Source organism: Micromonospora haikouensis, from assembly GCF_900091595.1.
GTDB lineage: Bacteria > Actinomycetota > Actinomycetes > Mycobacteriales > Micromonosporaceae > Micromonospora > Micromonospora haikouensis.
The window spans coordinates 153,101-175,762 of the sequence record NZ_FMCW01000017.1; the positions used below are offsets into that span (position 1 = coordinate 153,101).

The following is a 22,662-nucleotide window of genomic DNA, read 5'->3' on the forward strand; positions in this document are numbered from 1 at the left end:
CGACGGTCAGCCACGGCGACGTCCCGTCGCCCGGGTGGGGCCGAGCGGCCCACGGGGTCGGCGCGGCGCGGCCGGTGCCGTGGTGGCCGGCTCCTCGGAATGCTCGGCCCGGCCGATGACGGCCATCCCGCACTCCGGGTCGGTGCCCCAGACGTCCTCTTCCTCCCCCAGCCAGGTCTTGCGCTCACGGTCCTTCTCCCCCTGTTGGCCGCCCCCACCCATGCCACCCATGCCACCCATCGGCGGCATCATCGGGAACCCGCCGGCCGCCGAGGTCGCGGAGTCCGCGCCGCGCGCCCCGGTGCCGGCGGGCCCGAGGCCGGCCGGTTCGCCGAGCAACGCGGCCAGTTCGCTGCCGAGGGCCATTCCGCCGGTCGTGGACTCGCCCGGCGAGCCGCCGCCCAGGTTGCCGACGTCGACGCCGTCCACGTCGGTCGGGAACTGCGCCGACGGGTTGGTCGTGTCGTCGCCGAGGCCACCCGCCCCGCCGCCCTTGCCACCGCTCAGGCCACCCGATCCGCCGGAGCCGCCCAGGCCCGGGGGCAGGCCGGGGACGACACCGCCACCGATGCCCCCGCCGATCCCGCCGCCGAGGCCACCCCCGAGGCCGCCGCCGCCCGAGCCGGACCCGGTGCCGCCGCCGGGCAGGTCGTCCCAGTCGGTGCCGCCGCCGATGCCGCCCAGCCCGCCGGTGCCGAGATCGCCGCCGCCGAGGCCCAGGCCGCCCGATCCGCTTCCGCCGCCCAGCCCCAGGCCGGAGCCGCCCCCCAGGCCCAGATCGCCGCCGCCCAGGCCGAGGCCCGAGCCGCCACCGAGGCCGAGGTCCCCACCGCCGCCCAGACCGAGATCACCGCCGCCACCGAGCCCGAGATCGCCACCGCCGCCCAGGCCGAGGTCACCGCCACCGCCGCCCAGACCGAGGTCGCCACCGCCACCGAGGCCGAGGTCGCCGCCGCCGTTCAGGTCGGGGCCACCGCCGCCGTTCAGGTCCGGCCCGCCGATGTCGGGGGTGCCCCCCGGCGGCGGGGTGGTGCCGGTGTTGCCCCGGGTCGGTGGCGGCGAGATGACGCTCACCAGGTGGGTGACGGACCGCAGCCGGGTGGTCAGCCGCGCCAGCTCGGCACGCATCGTGGCGTCGAGCTCACGCAACTGGCCGAGCCAGGCTCCCTTGACCAGGTTGTCGACGCTCTGCCAGCCGGCCTCGGTCATCAGGTTGAAGGTGCCGGTGTTGACCGTGCCGTTGCCGTACGCGTCCGGCAGGGTGATCGTGACCTGACTGAAGTTGCCCGTCCTGACCTCGGTGATGATCTTCTTCAGCGAGTCGATCAGCGTGGTCGGGTTGTAGCCGTTGAACCACTGGAACGTGTGGTCGCTGAACTCCCGGAACGAGCTGGCGATCTTGTTGCGGAAGGTGGTCATGTCGTCGACCACGTCGTCGACCTGGTCGGACCAGGCCCGGTCCGCGCTGTTGGCGTTCATGTCGACGGCGAGCCGGTGCACGTCCCGACGCAGGTTCGCCACCGTCCCGATGAACACCCCGGAGGCGTTGCCCTGGAACCCGGACGCGTCGTCGCCGACCCGGTCCAGGATGGTCTTCAGCTCCCGTTCGGTGCTGACCAGGTTGCTCTCCACGTCGTGCAGCATCTTGGCGGCGTCGGTGAAGCTCTTCCAGCTGAACACGGGGTTGGTGCCGCTGGTCAGCCGCTGCAACGCCCCCTCGCTGGACTTGTAGAAGGTTTCGAAGGCGCCGCGCGGGGAGGGCGCCCCCTCGGTCTGCGACTCACCGAAGACGATCTTCACCTGGATGAACTGGGTCCGGGTGGTGTAGTGCGGCCTCCCGTCCCGCAGCGAGCCGACCGTGCTGATCCGGTAGAGGAAGAACTCGTTGCCGTCGAGCGAGTCGATCCGGTTGGTGTAGTCGGAGTCGTCGGGCGGATCCGAGGACTCGGTCACCGCGTCGAGCTGGTCGACGAGGCGCAGCCACCGGACGTCCGGACCGGCCACCAGCCTGCGGTCCAGCAGGGTGCCGCTGGTGCCGTCCGGCCCGTCCTTGCCCTCACCCAGGACGTTCTGGAGCATCGATTCCCAGGTCCACTGGGACATGTCCTGGTACGGCGCGGTCACCGGGTCACGCCGTCGGGTTGGGGGTGCCGGTGTTGGGGGTGCCGGTGCCGGTGCCACCCGTGCTGGGCAGGAACTCCAGGAACCGCTCGGCGGTGATCGAGTTGAGCGACTCGACGTAGTCCGAGTTCGCGAGCAGCTCGGTCAGCCCGACCGCGAGGCTGTTCATCGTGGTCCGGTAGCCGGTCATCCGGGTCAGCAGCGTGTCGCCGGTCTTGTTGACCTGGTCGCGGATGGTCTTGCCCGGCTCGAAGTTGTTCGTGCCGGCCGAGACGGTCAGGTCGCGCAGCGTCTGCGACACGTACTGGCCCTGCCCGGAGGTGGCGGTGTCGACCGCGTCCCGCAGGCTGTTCAGCTTCGCGATGATCTGGTTGATGTACGGCTCGTCGATGACGATCGGCATCGGGTGCTCCTTTCCGCGAGATGGGGGGGCGGGCGGCCCCGTGCCGCCCGCCGCACCGAAGGTCAGACGTTGCCGTGGAACAGCGCGGCGCCCCGCGCGTCGCCCAGCCGGTAGTTGTCGTGGATCTGGTCGAGCCGGGACGACGCGGCGGCGAGCGCCTGCCGCATCTCCTCGATCCCGGTGTTCCACTTGGCCTGCGCCGCGGTGAACGCCTCCCGCGTGTCACCGGAGTTGGCGCTGACGTACGTCTGCACGACGGTGTTGAGCTCGTCGATCGCGTTCTGGATGCTGCTGGTGACGCCCTGCAGCTCGGCCGAGCTGTCCAGCAGCCCGTTGGGGTTGAGTCCGTACGACGGCATGGTCGCCCTCCCTGATGGGTCGGTCGGTGGTCAGGTCCAGCTCGCGGAGAGGGCGTTGTCCTGCTCCACCTGCGCGCTGGTCTGGTAGTGGCTGGTCATCGCGACGTTCAGGTCGAGCAGGCCCTGCTTCACCTTGCTCAGCCCCTCCAGCCACTGCTGGATGGAGTTGGTGAAGACGGTCTTCGCCTCCCCGCGCCACTGGGTGTCCAGGAAGCTCGCGGTGTTGTCGACGGCGCGCTGCGCCGCGTCGCACTGCGCGTCGGTCTGGTTCATCGCGGAGATGGTGCTGCGGATGGTCTGCTCGTCGACTTCGTTGCCGAGTGGCATGTGCGCTCCTTTCCGGTTCGGGCGCTCGCGGCGGATCCGCGGCGCCGGCTCCCCTGCCGGGCCGGCCTCATCCGACGACCCCGCGCGGGTCGAGGGCGGGGCCGGTCGGCAGCAGGTCGATCAGGTCCGGCGAGACGACGGTCGCGTTCGCGGGCGGGTAGCCCAGCCGCTCCGCCACCGCGCCGCCGGCGAGGGGGTACTTCACCCCGGCGTCGGTCACCAGGTAGTAGCCGGTGCCGGGCTCCCCGCCGCGGCCGGCGACCAGCAGCCCGCCGAGCCCGGGGGCGACCGCCACCGCGTCGGCGGTGCGCGCGGTCCGGGTCACCCCGACCCCGCCCCGGACGATCCCGGACGCCGTCACCGCCCGGGCCGCGACGACCCGGGGGCGGCCGTCGGCGCCGAACCGCAGGCACCAGGCGAGACCGGGGCCGCGGGACGCCGCCGCCGGCGCCACCTCCGGCAGCTCGTCGGCCAGCGGCGGCCGCGCCGCGACGGGCAGCCGGGCCAGCGCGGCCGGGCTGAGCGGGGTCGGGACCACCGCCCGGCCGTCGTAACCGGCGACGGTGGCCGGGTCGGCGGCCAGCAGCGCGTACGCCAGCGGGGTGAGCCGGACCAGCCCGTCGCGGCGCAGCAGGTAGTGACGTTCCGAGCCCTCGGCGGTCCGGGCGGTGAAGAGCTGGCCGACGCGGGTCGGCTCCCCGTCCACCACCGGCCCGGCCTCGCCGCGCCCCGGCACGGCCACCGGCCCCAGGTCCGGCCCGGCCGGCAGCAGGTCCAGCCAGGCCGCCGGCACGGTGACCGCCGGCCCGTCGTGGCCGAGCACGGCCGGCAGCCACGGCGCGGTGAGGCGGAACCGGCGGCCGTTCCAGATCAGGTGGCCGGCGGCCGGGTCGCCCGCCGGCCGGGCCAGCACCGCCCGGTCGGCCGGCAGCGCCGTACCGTCCGCCGTCGCCGCGACGGCCAGGGTGAGCGCGGTCGTCTCGGTGCCGGCCAGGTCCGTGGCGGCGGGCGCGCAGGCGGTCCAGTGGGCACCGGCCAGCCCACCGGCCGGCAGCACGTCGGGGGCGCCCACGATGCCGACGGGCTGCCCGTGCGCCACCCCGCGCAACGACTTCGCCGACACGGTGACGACGGCGAGATCCTCGCCGAGCAGCAGCCGCGCCGAGGCGTAGTTGAGCACCGGGCGCAGCCGCCCGTCGAGAAAGAGGTAGCGCGACCCGGTCTCCTTCTCCACCACCAGCGCCCCGGCCCGCCGCCAGGCGGTGGCCCCGCCGGGGGCGAAGAAGCCGTACAGGGTGAAGCCCCCCGCGACCAGCGCGGCGACCAGGATCCCGGCGAGCAGGCCGACGGTGGTGCGCCGGTGCGGCGTCTCCAGACCGTCCGGCTCGCCGGCCACCAGCGCGGCGCTGAGCCGGCCGAGCAGGTGGGACTGGGCCTGCACCTGGTCGCGTCGGGACTGCACGGCGTCAGCCCCCGATCGCCCGGAAGAAGCCGTACCCGCCGAGGACGGCGAGCAGGATCGGCAGCAGGGCCACGGCCGCCGCGGTCAACGTGAGGTCGCCGACCCGCCCCCAGTACGGCGTCACCCGCCGCTCGCTCAGGCTCCGCGCGGCCGTCAGCAGGGCCGGCACGGCCACCGGCAGCGCGCCGAGCGCCGCGATCCGGCCCACCGGCCCGAGGCCGGCCAGCGTGTCGACGGCCGCCGCGGTCAGCCCCACCAGCGCCGGTACGCCCTGCGCCAGCCGGTGCCAGGCGCTGGACATCGGCCGGGCGTTCAGCGACCAGACCAGCGCGACCAGCGCCACCAGGGTCAGCTCGGCCCAGCCCGCCCGGTGCGCCACCACCAGCAGCGCCACGGCGGTCGCGGCGGCCGCACCGGCGTACAGGGCGGTCATCAGCCGGTCGACGGCCCGTGCCCGGTCCATCAGCGGGCCGGCGGGCTCGGGGGCGATGTCCTCCTGGAGGTGCTCGGGCCGGGTCGGCAGCGGGGCCAGGCGCAGCCCGGCGAGGCGGAACGCGAGCAGCGGCACGGTCAGCACCAGGGCGGTCGCCGCCACCGCCACCACCGCGCCGGCCTGCGCCCCGGTGAGCCCGCCGGCGGTGGCGGCCCCGCCGAGCACGCCCAGCAGCAGGGCGGTGGCCAGGGCGACGAAGACCGGGGTGGCCGCCCCGAGCAGCCCGGCGGCGAGGACGGCGACGGCCGCCGCGGTGGCGGTGCCGCCCAGCACCTGCGGCACGGCCAGCGGCCAGGCCGCGCCGGCGTCCCCGGGCAGCACGAGCCCGGCCGCCGCGGCGTAGCCGGTCGCGGCGACCGCGAGCAGCACCCCGAAGCCCCGCTCGCCGCCGGCCCGGACCAGGGCCGCCCCGGCGGCCAGCGCCAGCACCGCCACGGTCAGCGCCGCCGTCGCCCGCAGCGTGACCGGGCCGGGCATGAGCAGGGCCAGCAGGCCGACCGCGAGCAGCGGACCGGCCACGGCCAGCGCCACCGGCCGGTTCAGCTCGGGGCGCCACCGGCCGGGCCGGTCCCGCACCCCGGTCGCCATCCCGTCGACGAGGTCGTCGAAGTCGACCTCGGGCAGCTGGTCGGCGCGGGGACGCAGGTAGACCAGGTCGCCGTCGTGCAGGTCGAGCGCGGCGACGCTGCTCTCCTCGTCGAGCGGGGCCGCGCCGGCCCGCTGCAGGACCCAGCCGCCGTGGCCGAGGCCGGTGTCGGCCAGCCCGTCGCCGAGGTGGTGCAGCAGCGCCGGCAGCAGGTCGGCGACGACGACCCCGGCCGGGACGGCCACCTCGATCTGCCGGCTGGGTCCACGCACGACCAGCCGGCACATCTGCTCGGTCACGGTGCCAGTCATGGCCCCTTCAACGGAGCCGTCGGCGGACGGTTCAACGGCGACCCGGATTTTCTTTCCGGCCGACGGCCGGCCCGGCCCGCGCCGCCGCCGGCCGCCTCCCCGGCGGGCCGCCCGCCCCGGCGGACGAAAAAGCGATCGACCCGAAAGCGGCCCGGGTCCGTTGTGGGGGTCGGACCGATGCCGCATGTGGAGGGGGACGGGTATGGGGACGGTGCTGTTCCGGCGACCGGCGCGACGCGGCGGGCCGGAGATGCCCACCGGCGAGTTGACCCTCCAGGAGCCGCCGGAGCTGAGCGAGCCGCAGCAGAACGGTGCCCGGCAGGCCATGATGGTGCTGCCGATGGCGCTCATGACCGGCGTGATGATGCTGATGTTCATGGGCCCGTCGCGCGGCCCGCTGACCTGGGTGATGGCCGGCATGATGGCGGTGGCCATGGGCGGGGTGATGATCGGCTCGGTCATCGCCAGCACCGGGGAACGCAAACAGCGGCACGGCGGCGACCGCCGCGACTACCTGCGCTACCTCGCCCAGCACCGACGGCGGGTCCGCCGGTTCGCGGTCGAGCAGCGCGCGTCCAGCCTCTGGCGGCACCCCGACCCGGCGTCGCTGTGGTCGCTGGCGATGACCACCCGACGCTGGGAGCGCCGCCCCACCCACCCGGACTTCCTGGAGATCCGCGTCGGCACCGGCGAGCAGCGGCTGGCGGTGCGGATCGCCCCGATGCAGACCAAGCCCGTCGAGGACCTCGAACCGGTGGCCGCGAAGGCGCTGCGCCGGTTCATCAGGGCGTACAGCACCCTGCCGGACCAGCCGGTGGCGCTGTTCCTGCCGGGCTTCGCCGAGATCCGGGTCACCGGCGAGCGGGCGCTGGCCCGGGCCCTGCTGCGGTCGCTGCTCGCCCAGCTCGGCACGCTGCACGCGCCCGAGGAGGTCCGGGTGGCGTTCTGCGTCGGGCCGGACGGGCTCGCGGCGTGGGAGTGGGCCAAGTGGCTGCCGCACGCCCAGCATCCCGCCGAGCAGGACGCCGCGGGCGGTCTGCGGCTCGCCGCCGACGGGATCGAGCGGCTCGAACGGCTCCTCGGCGCGGAGTTCACCGGCCGCCCCCGGTACGAGGCGGGGGCCACCGCCGACCGGGACGAGCCGTACGTGGTGGTCGTCCGCGACGGCGGCCGGGTGCCGGCCGGGCACCGGCTCACCGCCGGCGGCTACCGCAACGCCGTCTTCGTCGACCTGGACGACCCGCCGGTCGCCACCGGGAAGGGGATCCTCAACCTGGAGGTCACCGCCGACGCGCTGACCATGCTCGGCCGGGACCGGGTCGGCCAGGAGACCCGGCAGGTGCTCGCCGCCCCCGACCTGCTCGGCCCGGCGCGGGCCCGGACGGTCGCCCGGCTCCTGTCGCCCTACCGGCTGGCGGTCAGCACCGAGCTCGCCCCCGAGCCGATGAAGGCCGACTTCGACCTCGGCACGCTGCTGGGCATCCCCGACCTGGAACGGCTGGACCTGGCCGCGCTGCGCGGGCGGCGCGCCCCCGACGCGCGGCTGCGGGTGCCGATCGGGGTCGACGCCACGGGCGCCCCGGTGGAGCTGGACATCAAGGAGTCCGCGCTGGGCGGGATGGGGCCGCACGGCATGCTGATCGGCGCGACCGGCTCGGGCAAGAGCGAGCTGCTGCGCACCCTGGTCCTGGCGCTGGCCGTCACGCACTCCTCGGAGACGCTCAACCTCGTGCTGGTCGACTTCAAGGGCGGGGCCACGTTCCTCGGCCTGGACCGGTTGCCGCACACCTCCGCGGTGATCACCAACCTGGCCGACGAGGCGTCGCTGGTCGGCCGGATGCGCGACGCCCTGCACGGCGAACTGGTGCGCCGCCAGGAACTGCTGCGGGCGGCCGGCGGCTACAGCTCGGTGCTCGACTACGAGAAGGCCCGCGCCGGCGGCGCGCCGCTCGACCCGCTGCCCACCCTCTTCGTGGTCGTCGACGAGTTCTCCGAGCTGCTCGCCGCGCACCGCGACTTCATCGACCTGTTCGTCATGATTGGACGGCTCGGCCGGTCGCTCGCGGTGCACCTGCTGCTGGCCAGCCAGCGCGTCGACGACGGCCGGATCGGGCAGCTGGAGTCGCACCTGTCGTACCGGATCGGGTTGCGGACCTTCTCGGCGATGGAGTCGCGGTCGGTGATCGGGGTGCCCGACGCGTACGAGCTGCCGGCCGCACCGGGCAACGGGTACCTGCGGATGGACGTCTCCACCCTGATCAGGTTCAAGGCCGCCTACGTCTCCGGGGAGTACCGCCCGCGCCGCAGCCGGGCCCGGCAGGAGGTGGTCCAGCGGCAGGTGGTGCCCTACGGGCTGGAGCTCGTGCCGGTCGAGACGCCGGCACCGCCCCCGGACGAGCCGGAGACGCCGCAGGACGAACCGGCCCCGCCGCAGGACGAGCCGGAGACGCCCGCCGCGCGGGCCGTCTTCTCGATCGTCACCGACCAGCTCGTCGACTCCGGGCCGCCGGCCCACCAGGTCTGGCTGCCGCCGCTGGCCGACTCCCCCACCCTCGACAGTCTCCTGCCGGCCCTCGCGCCCGACCCCGACCTCGGGCTGGTCGCCACGGACTGGCCCGGCAACGGCCGGCTGGTCGTCCCGCTCGGCTTCATCGACAAGCCCTACGAGCAGCTGCGCGACCTGCTCACCGTGGACCTGTCCGGGGTGGGCGGACACATCGGCGTCGCCGGCGGCACGCGCAGCGGCAAGAGCACCCTGATCCGTACGCTGGTCTGCGCGCTCGCGCTGACCCACCGCCCCACCGACGTGCAGTTCTACTGCCTGGACTTCGGCGGCGGCACCCTGGGCACCGTCGCCGGGCTGCCCCACGTGGGCAGCGTCGCCGGCCGGCTCGACACCGACCGGGTCGGCCGGACCGTCACCGAGGTCACCGGCCTCATCACCCGACGGGAGCGGCGCTTCGCCGAGCAGGGCATCGACAGCATCCAGACCTACCGGCGGCTGCGGGCCGAGGGCAAGATCGCCGACGACCCGTACGGCGACGTGTTCCTGGTGGTCGACGGCTGGTTCACGCTGCGGCAGGAGTTCGAGCCGCTGGAGGTCTCGCTGCGCGAGATCGCGGCCCGGGGCCTCAACTTCGGGGTGCACCTGATCGTCAGCGCGGCCCGCTGGTCGGAGGTGCACCACAGCATGCGCGACCAGCTCGGCATCAAACTGGAGCTGCGCCTCGGCGACGCCGTCGACTCCGCCATCGACCTGCGGTTGGCCGCCACCGTGCCGCGCGCCCCGGGCCACGGGCTCACGCCGGAGAAGCTGCACTTCCTCGGGGCGTTGCCGCGCATCGACGGCAACCCGGACCCGGCGAGCTCGGCCGAGGGGGCGCGGGAGCTGGCCGCCACGGTCGCCGAGTTCTGGCCCGGGCCGCAGGCGCCGCCCGTGCGGACCCTGCCGGCGGTGCTGCCCGCCGCCGACCTCCCGCCCGCCGAGGGCGACCTGTGGGTGCCGCTCGGCCTGGACGAGACCGACCTGCAGCCGTACTGGCACGACTTCGCGGAGCTGCCGCACCTGACGGGGCTCGGCGACAGCCAGAGCGGCAAGACCAACCTGCTGCGGCACCTGGCCCGGATGATCGTCGGCCGGTTCACCCCGGCCGAGGCGCGGATCCTCGTCGTCGACTACCGGCGGCAGCTGTTCGACACGATCCCGGACGACTACCGCCTCGGCTACTCGGTCTCGGCCGACGCCACCCGGGAGACCATCGCCGACGCGGTGGCCGGTCTCAAGGGACGCCTGCCGGGCAAGGAGATCAGCCCCGAGCAGCTGCGCCGCCGCGACTGGTGGACCGGACCCCGGCTGTTCGTGCTGGTCGACGACTTCGAGATGCTCGCCGGGCAGGACAACCCGCTGCAACCGCTGATCCCGTACGTGCCGCACGGCACCGACATCGGCCTGCACATGGTGGTGGTGCGGGGCACCGCGAACCTCATGCGGATGTCGATGGATCCGCTGCTGCGCCGACTCCAGGAGGCCAACAGCCCGGACCTCGCCCTGTCCTGCCCGCCGACGGAGGGGCCGCTGCTCGGCGGGGTGAAGGGTCGGCACCTGCCGCCAGGCCGGGCCATGGTGCTGACCCGGCGCGGGCACCGGATGATCCAGACCGCGTACGTCGAGCCCGCGCCCTGACCACTGGGCGCGGCACCCGCGCGGCGCGCAACGGGGCCGGGGCGGCGGCGGTCAGGAACGGCCGGGTGCGGCCGGATGCGGCGGCGGTCAGGGGCGGCGGGGTGCGGCGGCGGTCAGGGTCGGCGGCGCAGGCGCAGGCCGACGGCGAGGGCGGCGAGCGCGAGGATCGCCACCAGCGCGGCGATCGCGCCGGCCGGGCTCCGCCGCTCGACGGTGGCGGTGACGCCGGCCGGCTTGGCGTTCACCGCCGCCGCGGGGTTGATCATGCTCCAGCCGTACTCCCGGTCGCGCTGGCTGCGGGCACCCGCCGCCGCCCCGTCGGCCGTGGCCGTGACCCGGGCCGCCGCCTCGGCCGCGCCGAGCCGTGGCTCGCTGGAGCGCACCAGCGCCACCAGCCCGGCGACGAACGGGACGGCGTAGTCGGTGCCGCTGCCCTCCACCTCGCCCGATCCGATCCCGAGGCTCACCACGTCCACGCCGGGCGCCACCACGTCGACCTCGCCCGGCCGGTACACCTCGGTCAGCCGGTCGTCGGGGCCCACCGCGCCGACCCGCAGCACCCCCTCGGGCAGGGCCGCGCCCTTCGCCGCCGTCGCCGCCGGGGCGGCCACCACCACGGTGGTTCCCCGGTCGACCGCCGCGCGCAGGGCCGCCACCACCCGCTTGTCGGTCGTGTCCACCGACGCGCCGACCATGGCGACCCCGGCCCGCTGCGCCGTCACCACCCGCAGCGCGGTCACCAGGTCCGCCGAGTCCGCCACCCCGCCGCTCACCCCGATCTTCACCGGCACGATGGTGGCCTCCGGGGCGACGCCGACGAAGTCGGTGCCCCGCTGCGCGGCGGCGGCGACGATGCCGGCCATCGCGGTGCCGTGTCCCGTGCAGTCCCGGTCCCCCCGCGAGCCCTCGCCGGTGCCGGCGGCGGCGTCCGCACCGGGGCGCACCCGGCCGCCCAGCGCCGGCGGCGTGCCGTCCACACCGGAGTCGATGACCGCGACCGAGACCCCCGCCCCCTTGCCGCGCGTCCACGCGACCTCCGGGGTCAACCGCAGCTGCGCCCACGGCACCCCGGTGACCCGCCGCTTCGACGCCACCGTGCAGACCACGTCGCTGTTCGGCGCGGCGGTCGGGCGGGACCCCTTCGACGGCGTCGGGCTCGCCGGGGTGAACGCCGGCAGCGGACCGTAACCCACCTCGGCGCCGACGGCGTCCCACGGCAGCACCAGGATCCACCCCGGGCGCAGCACGCCGGGGTCGGTGACGGGGATGCCGTCCGGTTGGACCCGCCCCTTGTTCAGGGCGAAGATCTCCAGGTAACGCTGGGCGTCGCCGAGGACCCGCAGCGCGATCTCCCAGAGGTGGTCGACCCGCCCCTGCTCGGTGCGGACCACCACGTACTTCACGAACCCGCCGGGTGCGACGTCGCGGCCCGCCGGGGCCGGCGCGCTCGGCGCGGCACTGCCGGCGCTGGACGCGGGCGCGGGCGTGGCCGCCGCCGGCGCCGCCACGACCACGGTCGGTGCGACGACGCCGAGACAGCACAGCAGGAGGCCGGGCAGGAGACGGGCCAGCCGGGCCCGCCGGCGCCTCGTCACCGGAAGCGGGCGGGACAGCGCTACCTCCCAGGCGATGATCGCGATCCCGCCCAGGCTACGGCGTCCACCCGGGACGCCCGATGCCGCCCGATTGCGATTCGGCAAACCGGCAGGCGGTTCACGGCGGGCCGCGCTGAACGGATCGCCGGCCGCCGCCGTTGTAGGCCCGCAGGCCCACGACGGGCTCCGCGCGGCCCGGATGGAGGAAGGTGCGCGTGCTTTTCCCGACCGCTGCCGGCGGCAGCCGGCCACCGGAGGACCCAACCACCCGGCGCGGTGCCGACCGGCGCCCCCTGCGGCGCGGCGCCCTCGTCGCGGCGGTGGCGCTCCTGGCCGCGCTCGTGCCGCCGCCCGCCCCGGCCGGGGCCGCGCCGTCTCCCGGCGCGGCGGCGAGCGGGAGGTACTACGTGGTGGGCCCACCGGTGGCCGGTCAGCGGGAGTACCTCTACCAGATCGCGGCGCGCACCCTCGGCAGCGGCGACCGGTACCGGGAGATCTTCGACCTGAACCGGGACCGGCCCCAGCCCGACGGCGGACGCCTGACCGACCCCGCCGAGCTGCGTCCCGGCTGGGTGTTGGAGCTGCCGGCCGACGCCCGGGGGCCGGGCGTGCGCACCGGCGCGGTCCCGACCGTCGCCGCCACGGCCACCCCGGCACGACCGGACCCGGCCCCGCCGCGCCGGCCCGGCCGCCTCGCCGGGGGCGCCGGACTCGCCGCCGTCGCCCTGCTCTTCGCGGCCCTGCTCCTCGCCACCCGGGCCCGCCGGGCCACCCGGGTACGCCGACGGGCCCGCCGCCCCGACGCCCTGACCTCCCGCCCGCCCCGGCTCGCGCTCACCGCGGCCCCGGCGGCGGCCGACGCCGACACGGCCGGGCCGCCGACGGCGCAGAACGCCGACGCGACCGACCCACCGGCTACGGCCGACGGCGACCTGGTCCGGCCGTCGGCGACGCCCCCGCCCGCCACGGACGGCGACCTGCGCACCGAGGTGACCTCGGCCGCCGGCACCCTGACGGTCCGGGTCAGCGGCGCGGCACCGGGCGCCGGGCAGACCCGCTACGCCTGGTACGCCCCGGAGCGCCCCCGGCCGGCGATGCGACTCCCGGTGCGGCTGGGCGACCGGCAGGGCTGGGCGCTCTGGGTCGACCTGGCCGGCGTCCCGGACGTGTTCACCGTGACCGGCCCGCCCGGCGCCGTCAGCCGGCATGCCCGGGAGCTGGCCGAGCAGGTGCACGCCGCCGGGCACACGGTCACCGTCGTCGGCGACCTGTTCGGCGCCGACCTGCCCGACGGTTGCGTACACCGGCCGGACTTTCCCACCGACGAGGCGGGCCTGCCCGAGGGGTTCGGGGTGGTGCTCAGCGGCGGCCTGTCCGGCCCCGAGCTGGCCTTCGCCCGCCAGATCGCCGCCCTGACCGGGCACCGCCTGGTGCCGGTCGTCGTCGGCCGGGCGCTGCGGGCCCGCTGGTCGGTGACGACCCGCGACGCCGCCGCCGGCGAGGTCGACTGCTCCCCCGGCCGCCCCGGCGGCGGGCCCGTCGGCGAACTTTCCGCCGCTGGCGGTGAACCGTGACCGGCGGCGGACCGTTGTCGGCCCGAGGCGCCCCGCCGGCCGGCGCCCGTCCGCGGTGAGGAGGCGGTGGATGATCCGGGTGCTGGTGTCCTGGGCAGGGTTCTCGTGGGCGCGCGCGCTGGGCTGTCTCGTGGCGGCCGGCGCACTGGTCGTCGCCCCCGTCACCCCGGTCGCGGCGGCACCGCCCCCGGCGTACGTGAAGTACTACGCGGTGACCGCCGGGCCCCGGGGCACGGCGGAGGACCTGACCGGCCTCGCCACCCGCTTCCTGGCCGATCCCGACCGGGCCGACGAGATCTACCGGCTCAACGAGGGACGTCGGCAGCCGGACGGCCGGACCCTCACCGCCGTCGGGCAGCGGCTGGCCGCGGGCTGGGTCCTGGTGCTGCCCTGGGACGCCGTCGGCGACGGGGTCCGCTACGGCCTGCTGCCGGCGGGTGCCCCGAACGGCTCGCCGGCCCGGTCCACGGCGGGTGCCTCGACCTGCGTCGTCGCCGCCTCCGCCGGCACCGGGTCCGACTGGGCCGACGCGGCGCTCTCCCCCTCGCGGGCCTGGCCGCGCAGCAGGGGGGCCGGGACGCTGGTGGCGGTGGTGGACTCCGGTGTCGACGGCGGCCTGCCCGCCCTGGCCGGCCGGGTCGCCCCCGGTGCCGACCTCACCACCGGCAAGGCCCGCGCCGACACCGACTGCCTGGGCACCGGCACCGCGATGGCGAGCGTGATCGCGGCGGACACCGGCACCGGTCCGGGCCGGCCGGTGGTGGGCGTCGCCCCCGGGGCGCGCATCCTGCCGGTCCGGATCGTCTCCGCCACCGCCGACCCCGAACCGGAACGGACCGCCCTCGGCATCGAGGTCGCCGTCTCGGCCGGCGCGCGCGTCATCGCCCTGGGCGGGTACGCGAAGCTCACCGAGCCCGCCGTGGCGCGGGCCGTGCGCTCCGCCGTGGCGCACGACGTGGTGGTGGTCGCCCCCGCCGCCACCGCCGACGGCACCGCCGCGCAGGCGCAGGACGGGCTGCTCCGGGTCGGCGGGGTCGGCCCCGACCTGCGGCCCGTCGCGGCGTACCCGGCCGGCGGGGTCGACGTCACCGCGCCCGGCCTCGACGTGCCGACGCTCGGCGTCGGTGCCACCGGGACGCGCCCGCGCAGCGGCACCGAGTACGCCGTCGCCTACGTCGCCGGCACCGTCGCCCTGGTGCGCGCCGCGCTGCCCGGGTCGGATGCCACCCAGGTGGCCAGCCGGATCAAGGCCACCGCCGACCCGGGGGGCCGGTCGAGCCCGAGCCCCGAGAACGGCTGGGGCATGATCGACCCGATGGCGGCGGTCGGCCCGGACCCGGCCGGGTCGGCAGCACCGGCTCCCGCCGGGGCTGGCGGCCCCCACCCGCTGGCGCTCACCGGCCTCGGTCTCCTCCTGCTGGCCGCGGTGGGGGCGCTCGCCTGGCGGGCCCGTCGATTCGCCCGGCAGACGCCGGACCCCGCCGCGCCCGCCCGACCCGGGGCGACGCCGGAACCGGCGCCGCTGCCGTGAGCGCTCCGGCCCGCCGGGCCCGCGCGGGTGCCGTGGGGACGCTGATCGCCGTCGCGGTTCTCGCCGCCCCGCCGGCCCGGGCCGCCGAGGCCGACCAGCCGCCGCCGCTGCCCCACGCGACGGGCACCTGCGTCGGGCCGTCCCCGGTGACGGCGCGGGAGACCCCGTGGGCGCTGCGCCGCCTCGCCCCGCAGGCCGCCTGGCCGCTGACCCGGGGCGCGGGGGTGGTGGTCGCCGTCGTGGACACCGGCGTGAGCGCCGCCGCGCCCGCCCTGGCCGGCTCGGTGCGCGCGGGTGCCGACGTCACCGGCGGCCGGGCGGACAGCGACTGCGCCGGCCGGGGTACGGCGTTGGCCGGCATCGTCGCGGCCCGTCCGACGGGCGACGCCGGCCCCACCGGCCTCGCCCCGGACGCCGAGATCCTGCCGGTCCGGGTCACCGACGCGAACCGTCGGATCAGCCCCGCCCGCCTCGCCGCCGGCATCCGGCTCGCCACCGCCGCCGGGGCGGACGTGATCCTCGTCGCCACCGGGGTCACCACCGACAGCGGCGAGCTGGCCCGCGCCGTGCAGGCCGCCGCCGACCGGGACGCCCTGGTCGTCGCCGCCGTCAACGACCAGGGGCGGGGCGACGGCGCGGACCCCCCGGTCGGCTATCCCGCCGGGTATCCGACGGTGTTGGCGGTGAACGCGGTCGGCGTCGACGGGGTCCCCGGCCCGGTGGGGGCCGACGCCGGTGTCGACCTCGCCGCCCCGGGCGCCGGCCTCGGGATCGCCCCGCGCGGCTCTGGCCACTACACCGTCGGCGGGGCGGCCGTGGCGGCGGCCTACGTGGCCGGGGTGGCCGCCCTGGTCCGCTCCTACCATCCCGGCCTGTCCCAGGCCGAGGTCCGCGCCCGCCTCGAACGGACCGCCCTGCCCGCGCCGGGCGGTGGGCGCGAGCGCGCAGGCGGGGCCGGCGTCCTCGACGCGTACGCCGCCGTCGCCGCCCTCGCCCCCCCGCCAGGCCGGCCCGCCGGTGCCGGTCGCCGCCGGCCCGGTCGCCGTGCCCGTCCGCCCCGGCCCGTCCCGGGCGGTACGCGTGGCCGGCCTCACCCTCCTCGGCGCGCTCGTGGTGACCGTGCTCGTCGCCGCCGCCGCGCTCGGCCGGCGGGGCGCCCGTGGCCCCCGGCCCGCCCAACGTCCACCGGCCGGCCCCGGGTGAGTTCCCGTGGCCGGCCGGTGGCCGGATCATCGTGTCGCCCGTCCCGGGTGGACGCGGTGCGCCCGCCCGGGACGGGTGGTGCTCAGGAGGCGGTGCACACCGGGGTCAGGCCGGTGGCGCTCCCGGTGCCCTGGAAGCCGAACTCGGTGTACTGGCCGGCGTTCACCGCGCCGTTGTAGCTGACGTTGCTGAACTGCACGGTGCCGCTGGAGCCGCTGGCGGTGGCGCTCCAGGCGTTGGTGACCGCCGTCCCGGCCGGCAGGGTGAACGCGACGGTCCACCCCCTGATCGGCGAGGTGCCGGCGGTGACCCGCACGGTGGCGACGAAGCCCCCGGTCCAGGAGTTCAGCGAGACCGTGGCCGAGCAGCCGATGGCCGGCGGCGGGGTGGTCGGCGGGGGCGTGGTCGGCGGCGGGGTGGTCGGCGGCGGCGTCGTGGGGGGCGGCGTGGTCGTCGGCGGGGTGGTGGTGCGTCCCTTGTTCAGCTCGTCGAGGACCGCGTGGTAGGCGGCCTTCTTCTGGTAGCTGCCGTTGCCGCCGGTGAACAGCAGGCCCCGCTCGGAGGAGCGCCACGACTCGCTGTCGGAGATGCCCCAGACGGTGATGCCGGTGCACTTGGAGACGTTCAGGCAGGCCCGCACGACCTTGCGGTAGTTCTCCGCCTGGCCCGCGCCGATGTCGTTGTTGCTCAGGTCGTCGTCGATGTCCACCTCGGAGAGGTGCACCTCGACGCCGAGGTCGGCGAAGCGCTGGATGTTGGCCTGGAGGTCGTTGGTGATGATGCTGTTCGGGTTGTCGTTGAAGTGCGACTGGAACCCGACGCAGTCGATGTACTGCCGGTAGGTGCGGACGATGTCGTACAGGGCGTTGGCCTTGCGGTTCGGGCCACCACCCTGGACCGTCAGGCCCTCGACGTCGTAGTCGTTGATGCAGAGCTTGGTCGAGTACCCGCCGGCCTGCACGACCTGCTTGGCCCGGATGAACGAGTCCCGGATGACGTCGGTGTCGCCGGCGTCGAAGTAGTCACCGTCGCCGTTGGCGTCCCGGTTCATGGTGTGCGGCCACTGGTTGCGGCGCCGGCCGGTGTTGTTGTCCTCCAGGGCCTCGTTGACGACGTCCCAGTAGGCGATCTTGCTGCCCCAGCGGTTGATGGCGTTGCCGATGAAGGTGTTCAGCGTCGCCTGGCTGGCGCCCTGCAGCGCGCCGGCCTGCGAGTGCCACACCAGCGTGTGCCCCCGGACCAGCATGTTGTTGCTCTGGGCGTGGTTGACCAGGGTGTCCGCGCCGCTGGTGTTCTGCAGCCCGCCGCTCGACGTGGCGATCCGGTCCGGCTTCATGTCGTTCTCGGGGGTCAGTTGGTTGAATTCCTGACCGACGATCGGGTAGAGCCGGTTGGGTGAGGCGGCGACGCCAAAGAACAGCCCCGCCTTGGCCGCCGCGGCCCGCAGCGTGGTCTCGGCTGCGGCGGCGGGGGCGGTGGACTGGACCGCCACCGCGCCGCTCACCAGCAACAACACCGCCGCCGGCAGGGCGGCTCTCGTCATTCTCTTCCGCCGTCTCAGGCTGCCGTTCACAGGCCCTCCTTGAGGCACGCCACCAATAATCGAAGTTCATGCATCCTTATCGGAGGGTCAGTATCGATACCGGCCAGCGACAGTGTCAACAACTTCCGGAAATGTTTCGGAAACCTCGCCGGGTGCCCGACGGGCCGCCGACAGCACGTCGGCGCAGGCAGGCGAGCGGGACCATCGGCACCGCAGACTCGGGCGGGAGTGCGCCGCCCGGCCGCCGCCCCTCGGCCACGCGGCCGGTACCGAAACATTCGGAATCCCGGCCCCCTGGTGCGCCGCGGCCCGCCGCCCGGTCGCGCCGGGATAATGCGTTGCTCGCCGCCGCGGCGATCGGAAGGCTACGCCGGATGGGGACAGAGCCCGAGCACGAGCGCCCGGTCCGGCCGGCGACGGTGTCCGACGCCGACCTGGTGGCCGAGATGCTGGACGCCTTCAACCGCGAGTTCGACACCCCCACGCCGGGGCCACGGGTGCTCGCCGCCCGGCTGCGGCGGCTCCTCGCCGGTGAGCACTTCCTGGTCCTGCTCGGCGGCGACCCGGCCGTCGGGGTGGCCGTGCTCTCCTTCCGGCCCAGCCTCTGGTACGCCGGCCCGGTGGCCACCCTCGACGAGTTGTACGTGCGCCCCGAGACGCGCGGACGGCGGTACGGACACGCCCTGCTGGAGGCCGCCTGCCGGCTGGCCGGCGAACGCGGCGCCGGCTCGCTGGAGATCAACGTCGACGGCGCGGACGTCGACGCCCGCCGCTTCTACGAGGCGCACGGCTTCACCAACGTCGAGCCCGGAGCACCGGAGCCGATGTTCTACTACTATCGCGACCTGGACTGACTGTGAGGCTGGCGGGGTCGGCACGCCACCGCCCGGGCCCGGGCGGCCGGCCCCTGCCGCCGCTCGGCGTGGCCGGCGCGCGGATCGACTGAGGAGTGTCGGATGGTCGACGTCGAGCAGATCACCCCGCCCCTCGCCGGGCACGGGGAAGGGCCGGTGTGGTGCCCGGCCGACCGGCGGCTGCGGTGGGTCGACATGCTGGCCGGGGACATCCTGGCGCTGGACCCGGCCACCGGGGTCGTCGCCCGCCGGCACGTCGCCCCGGTGGTCGCGGCCCTGCGCCCGCGATCCGCCGGTGGGCTGGTCGTCGCCGTCGAGCGGGGCTTCGCGCTGTTGGGGGACGACTCGGTGGAGCTGCTGCCCGAGGTCTGGTCGGACCCGTCGATCCGGATGAACGACGGGGCCTGCGACCCCCTCGGGCGCTTCTACTGCGGCTCGATGGCGTACGACGCGGCACCGGGGCGGGCCGCGTTGCACCGGCTCGACGCCGACGGCGCGGTCGAGACGGTGCTCACCGGGCTCACCGTCTCCAACGGGCTGGCCTGGACCCGGGAGGGCGACGCCGCCTGGTACGCCGACTCGGCCACCCAACGGTTGGACGTCTTCGCCTTCGACCTGGCGACCGGGGAACTGCGCGACCGGCGGCCGGTGGTGGATGTGCCGCCGGCGGTGGGCACCCCCGACGGGCTCTGCCTCGACAGCGAGGGCGGGGCCTGGGTGGCGCTGTGGGACGGGGGCGCCGTCCACCGGTACGCGCCGGACGGCCGCCGCACCGCCGTCGTGGAGCTGCCGGTCCGGCGCCCCACGTCGTGCGCGTTCGGCGGTCCCGACCACGCGGACCTCTACGTCACGTCGTCCCGCCTGGGCCTGCCGGCCGACGACCGCTCCCCGGCGGGCGCGCTGTTCCGGTTCCGCCCCGAGGTGCCGGGCTTCCCGGCCCATCCCTTCGCCGGCTGAGCACCCGCGATGCCGCCCTCGAAGGCGTTCTCGTCGACGCCCGCCCGCCGGGGAGGAACGGTCAGCGGCGCGGCAGGGTGGCGACGATCAGGTTCGGGTCGGCGGCCGTCAGGTAGGCGGCGCTGGTGACGTACGCGGTGTTCGCGCGCACGGCGACCGCGGTCGGGTTCTGCAGGCCGTCGGCGGCGGTCAGCAGGGTCGTCGACCGGCCGGCGGCGTCGACCCGGACCACACGGTTGGCGCCGACGAGGGCGGCGATCACGTCGCTCCCGGCGAAGGCGAAGTCGTCGATGCTGCTCAGGCCGCTCGCCCGCACCTCGACCGGCCCGGGCTCGCCGTGGCGTACCGGGATCCTCAGCAAGGTGCCCCGGTCGTGGTTGCCGGCCCAGACCGCGCCGTCGCGGGCCTTGATCCCGTTGACGCCGAGGAACCCCGTCGCGGCCAGCTCCGGCGCCGACGACCACACGACGGCACGCCCGCCCGGCTGCACCGCCGAGATGGTGCCGAGCACCGAGTCGGTGACGTAGAACGTCCCGGTGCGCTCGTCGAGGGCCAAGCCGTTGGGCAGGCCGGCGGCGGGCAGCGCGGCGACACGGCACGGGACGCCGCCACGCGGCAGCCGGTACAGGCCCGTCGTCGCCGCGTCGCCGCTGGCGTACAGGAAGTAGATCGTGCCGTCCGGCTGCCGCACGATGCCCGTGGTCAGGGCGAAACCGAGGGCGGGCGTGTGGATACCGCCGTCGGCGGGGGCCGCCAGCGTGGCCAGGACCCGGACGGTGCCGTCCTGGTCGATCGAGGCGACCTGACGGGCAGCAGCGAACGTGACGTACGCGGTGCCGTCCGGCGCGAGGGCGATGTTCTCCGGCAGCTGCCCCTGCGCGAAGTCGAAGTGCCGGAAGATCCGGGCGGAGGCGGGCGGCCCGGCGAGGGCGGCCGGTCCGGTGCCGGTGGTCAGTAGCGTCGCGGCGGCGAGTCCCGCGGCCACGGTGGCGAAGTTCCTTCTGCGCATCTCTGTCCTGTCTTCGTTCGGCCGCGGACCCGGTTTCGGGCACGCGGGATCGCCGCGCCGCGCACGGCGCGTACTTCTGGGGCGGGTTCTTCTCGGAGCCGGTGGTCAGCTCGCGGCGGTCACCCGGGCGGTGGCGGTGCTGTGCGTGAGCAGCGTCATGGCCGCGTGCGACGGCGAGCCGACCTCGGTGGTGGCCAGCACGACCTGCTGGCCACGCTCGGTACGCAGGCTCTGCTGGGTGACGCTGATGGCGCCCACCAGCGGATGCCGCATCTCGTACACCGGCTCGGCACCGGATTTCACCCGGTGGTCGGCCCACAGGGCGGCGAACTGGGGGCTGCCCAGCGACAGCTGCCCGAGCAGCGTCGCCAGCGCCGCGTCGTCGGGATGTTCGCCGGCGGCCAGCCGCAGCGTGCCCACCACGGCGCGGGCCTTCGCCGGCCAGTCCGCGTACAGCTCGCGGACGTGCGGGTCGAGGAAGACCAGGAGGGGCATGTTGGGACGGCTCTCCGCGCGCTGCGGGGCGGCGAAGTCGACGTGACCGGCGAACAGCGCGTTCCCGGTGCGGTTCCAGGCGAGGACGTCGCCGCGCCGTCCCAGGACCATCGCGGGCACCTCGCCCAGCGCCGCCATGAGCTGGCGCACCGCCGCGCTGACCGTCTCCGGCGCCGACCGCCGTCCGGTGGCCCGGCGGCGGACAGCGCCGCCGGCGAGGACGTGCAGATGCCGCCGCTCGGCGTCGTCGAGGCGCAACGCCGTGGCGATCGCGTCCAGGACCTCCGCCGACGCGTTAGACGACTGCCCCTGCTCCAGCCGCGCGTAGTAGGACGGGCTGACCCCGGCGAGCAGGGCCAGTTCCTCCCGGCGCAGACCGCTCACCCGGCGCCGGCCGCCGTAGGTGGTCAGGTCGACGTCCTCCGGCCGCAACTGTGAGCGGCGGGCCTGGAGGAACTCCCCGAGCTGTCGTTTCGCGTCCACGACAGGAAGTATTCGGCAGGCCGCAGGCGTCAGCCACACCTTGCCAGGGTGAGGCACCCGGGCTTCCCGCCCCTCGACACCGGCACCGGCACCGAAGACACCGCCGGTGCTGGTGCACGCCCTCCCAGTGGCCGAGGTCGACCAGCGCGGTGACCTCGGTGTCGCCGCGCAGGGTGGCGCTGCCGTGCCGGTCGAGGTTACGGCGGAGGATCGCCTCCAGCTCCGGCTGGTCGAACAGGCTCCCCTGCGGATAGCCGTGCCGGCCCGGCGTCACGTCGCGGGGGAACTCGGCCAGCACCCGCAGGCTCCGGTCGACCAGCCACAGGCCCCGGTGCGGCCGAGAGATGGCCGCGAATTCCTCCGCAGCCCCAGCCGGGCGAGGATGCGGTGCACCTCGTCGTCGAGGGCGACCGCGCGGGGCAGCGGATAGATCTCCGCTCACCGGTCGAGCACCAGGCACTCCACGCCGTGCTGGGCGAGCAGCGTCGCGGCGGTGAGCCCGGTGGGACCCGCGCCGACGGTGACGACCGGGACCACGGTCACCGTGCCGCCCGCCTCATCGTGCAGAGCTTACCCACGGGGGCCACCCGCGGCCGGCCAAGACATCACACGTGTCCCCGGGCCGGCCAGCGTGAGCTGCCCGGCCGACCGCCCCCGGCCGGCACGCGCGATCCGCGTGCCGGCCGGGGGCGGCACCGGCCGTCAGGCGACCGGGACCGGCTCCTCGGCCACGGTCTCGGGCTGCGGCGCGGGGCTGCTCCGGCGGGCCTGGCGGCGTTCCCGGCGGCCCTCGACCATCGTGTAGAGGACCGGGATCAGGACCAGGGTGAGCAGGGTGGAGGTGACGAGGCCGCCGATGACGACGACGGCCAGCGGGGTGGAGATGAACCCGCCCTCACCGGTGATGCCCAGCGCCATCGGCAGGAGCGCGAAGATGGTCGCCAGGGCGGTCATCAGGATCGGGCGCAGCCGGCGCTGACCGCCCTCCACGACCGCCTCGGCGACGCTCATGCCCCGCTCGCGGTACTGGTTGACCAGGTCCATCAGCACGATGGCGTTGGTGACGACGATGCCGATCAGCATCAGGATGCCGATGAGCGCGGCGACGCCCAGCGGCGTGCCGGTGACCAGCAGCAGGGCGAACGCGCCGACGAACGCGAACGGGATCGACAC

At 75.9% G+C, this 22,662-nt stretch carries 18 protein-coding genes; 6 read left to right on the forward strand and 12 right to left on the reverse strand.

Going from position 1 to position 22,662, the window contains the following annotated elements:
- Window positions 1-6 precede the first annotated feature (6 nt).
- The 6 genes from GA0070558_RS32900 to eccD form a co-directional block, all read right to left on the reverse strand.
- A complete protein-coding gene (locus tag GA0070558_RS32900; RefSeq protein WP_141722248.1) occupies window positions 7-2,124 on the reverse strand; it encodes a hypothetical protein in 2,118 nt (705 codons plus the stop codon).
- 4 nt (window positions 2,125-2,128) lie between these two features.
- The gene (locus GA0070558_RS18775) at window positions 2,129-2,524 is read right to left on the reverse strand and encodes a hypothetical protein (protein ID WP_077937311.1); all 396 of its coding nucleotides are present in this window, start codon (window positions 2,522-2,524) and stop codon (window positions 2,129-2,131) included.
- Window positions 2,525-2,586: 62 nt separating this feature from the next.
- A complete protein-coding gene (locus tag GA0070558_RS18780; RefSeq protein WP_091281878.1) occupies window positions 2,587-2,883 on the reverse strand; it encodes a WXG100 family type VII secretion target in 297 nt (98 codons plus the stop codon).
- 30 nt (window positions 2,884-2,913) lie between these two features.
- Complete coding sequence (locus tag GA0070558_RS18785; protein ID WP_043962984.1) at window positions 2,914-3,210, reverse strand: WXG100 family type VII secretion target; 297 nt, start codon at window positions 3,208-3,210, stop codon at window positions 2,914-2,916.
- A gap of 67 nt (window positions 3,211-3,277) precedes the next feature.
- Entirely contained in the window at window positions 3,278-4,672 is a 1,395-nt protein-coding gene (gene eccB, locus GA0070558_RS18790; protein ID WP_077937309.1) for a type VII secretion protein EccB, read from the reverse strand.
- A 4-nt stretch (window positions 4,673-4,676) separates the two neighbouring features.
- Complete coding sequence (gene eccD / locus GA0070558_RS18795; RefSeq protein ID WP_176734265.1) at window positions 4,677-6,062, reverse strand: type VII secretion integral membrane protein EccD; 1,386 nt, start codon at window positions 6,060-6,062, stop codon at window positions 4,677-4,679.
- 202 nt (window positions 6,063-6,264) lie between these two features.
- On the opposite strand from eccD, the gene eccCa reads away from it, so the two are divergent.
- The gene (gene eccCa, locus GA0070558_RS18800; protein WP_091281885.1) at window positions 6,265-10,245 is read left to right on the forward strand and encodes a type VII secretion protein EccCa; all 3,981 of its coding nucleotides are present in this window, start codon (window positions 6,265-6,267) and stop codon (window positions 10,243-10,245) included.
- 113 nt (window positions 10,246-10,358) lie between these two features.
- Here the strand turns inward: eccCa and GA0070558_RS18805 are convergent, their stop codons facing one another.
- Window positions 10,359-11,840, reverse strand: a complete 1,482-nt coding sequence (locus GA0070558_RS18805; RefSeq protein WP_141722250.1) for a S8 family serine peptidase — start codon at window positions 11,838-11,840, stop codon at window positions 10,359-10,361.
- 215 nt (window positions 11,841-12,055) lie between these two features.
- On the opposite strand from GA0070558_RS18805, the gene GA0070558_RS32905 reads away from it, so the two are divergent.
- The 3 genes from GA0070558_RS32905 to GA0070558_RS18820 all read left to right on the forward strand — a co-directional run bounded on the left by GA0070558_RS32905 (window position 12,056) and on the right by GA0070558_RS18820 (window position 16,327).
- A complete protein-coding gene (locus GA0070558_RS32905) occupies window positions 12,056-13,414 on the forward strand; it encodes a hypothetical protein (RefSeq protein WP_141722251.1) in 1,359 nt (452 codons plus the stop codon).
- A gap of 70 nt (window positions 13,415-13,484) precedes the next feature.
- A complete protein-coding gene (locus GA0070558_RS18815) occupies window positions 13,485-14,945 on the forward strand; it encodes a S8 family serine peptidase (protein ID WP_091281895.1) in 1,461 nt (486 codons plus the stop codon).
- Window positions 14,942-16,327 (forward strand): S8 family serine peptidase, encoded by a 1,386-nt coding sequence (locus GA0070558_RS18820; RefSeq protein WP_176734266.1) that lies wholly within the window; start codon window positions 14,942-14,944, stop codon window positions 16,325-16,327. The genes GA0070558_RS18815 and GA0070558_RS18820 overlap by 4 nt, the downstream gene beginning before the upstream one ends.
- Here GA0070558_RS18820 and GA0070558_RS18825 read toward each other — a convergent pair.
- Window positions 16,231-17,691, reverse strand: a complete 1,461-nt coding sequence (locus tag GA0070558_RS18825; protein WP_256092012.1) for an endo-1,4-beta-xylanase — start codon at window positions 17,689-17,691, stop codon at window positions 16,231-16,233. The genes GA0070558_RS18820 and GA0070558_RS18825 overlap by 97 nt on opposite strands.
- 374 nt (window positions 17,692-18,065) lie before the next feature.
- On the opposite strand from GA0070558_RS18825, the gene GA0070558_RS18830 reads away from it, so the two are divergent.
- Window positions 18,066-18,545 (forward strand): GNAT family N-acetyltransferase, encoded by a 480-nt coding sequence (locus GA0070558_RS18830; RefSeq protein WP_077937300.1) that lies wholly within the window; start codon window positions 18,066-18,068, stop codon window positions 18,543-18,545.
- A 102-nt stretch (window positions 18,546-18,647) separates the two neighbouring features.
- On the forward strand, window positions 18,648-19,502 hold the full coding sequence (locus tag GA0070558_RS18835; RefSeq protein ID WP_091281902.1) for an SMP-30/gluconolactonase/LRE family protein: 855 nt from the start codon (window positions 18,648-18,650) through the stop codon (window positions 19,500-19,502).
- A 61-nt stretch (window positions 19,503-19,563) separates the two neighbouring features.
- On the opposite strand, the gene GA0070558_RS18840 is transcribed toward GA0070558_RS18835, so the two are convergent.
- The 4 genes from GA0070558_RS18840 to GA0070558_RS18855 form a co-directional block, all read right to left on the reverse strand.
- Window positions 19,564-20,511: an SMP-30/gluconolactonase/LRE family protein gene (locus GA0070558_RS18840; RefSeq protein WP_091281906.1), complete on the reverse strand. Its 948-nt coding sequence runs from the start codon at window positions 20,509-20,511 to the stop codon at window positions 19,564-19,566.
- Window positions 20,512-20,616: 105 nt separating this feature from the next.
- A complete protein-coding gene (locus GA0070558_RS18845) occupies window positions 20,617-21,489 on the reverse strand; it encodes a helix-turn-helix domain-containing protein (protein WP_091281910.1) in 873 nt (290 codons plus the stop codon).
- Between the two features lie 438 nt (window positions 21,490-21,927).
- On the reverse strand, window positions 21,928-22,032 hold the full coding sequence (locus GA0070558_RS33870; RefSeq protein ID WP_218107029.1) for an FAD-dependent monooxygenase: 105 nt from the start codon (window positions 22,030-22,032) through the stop codon (window positions 21,928-21,930).
- A gap of 159 nt (window positions 22,033-22,191) precedes the next feature.
- Window positions 22,192-22,662 (reverse strand): efflux RND transporter permease subunit (locus tag GA0070558_RS18855; protein ID WP_141722253.1); only part of this gene is annotated, 471 nt, incomplete at its 5' end.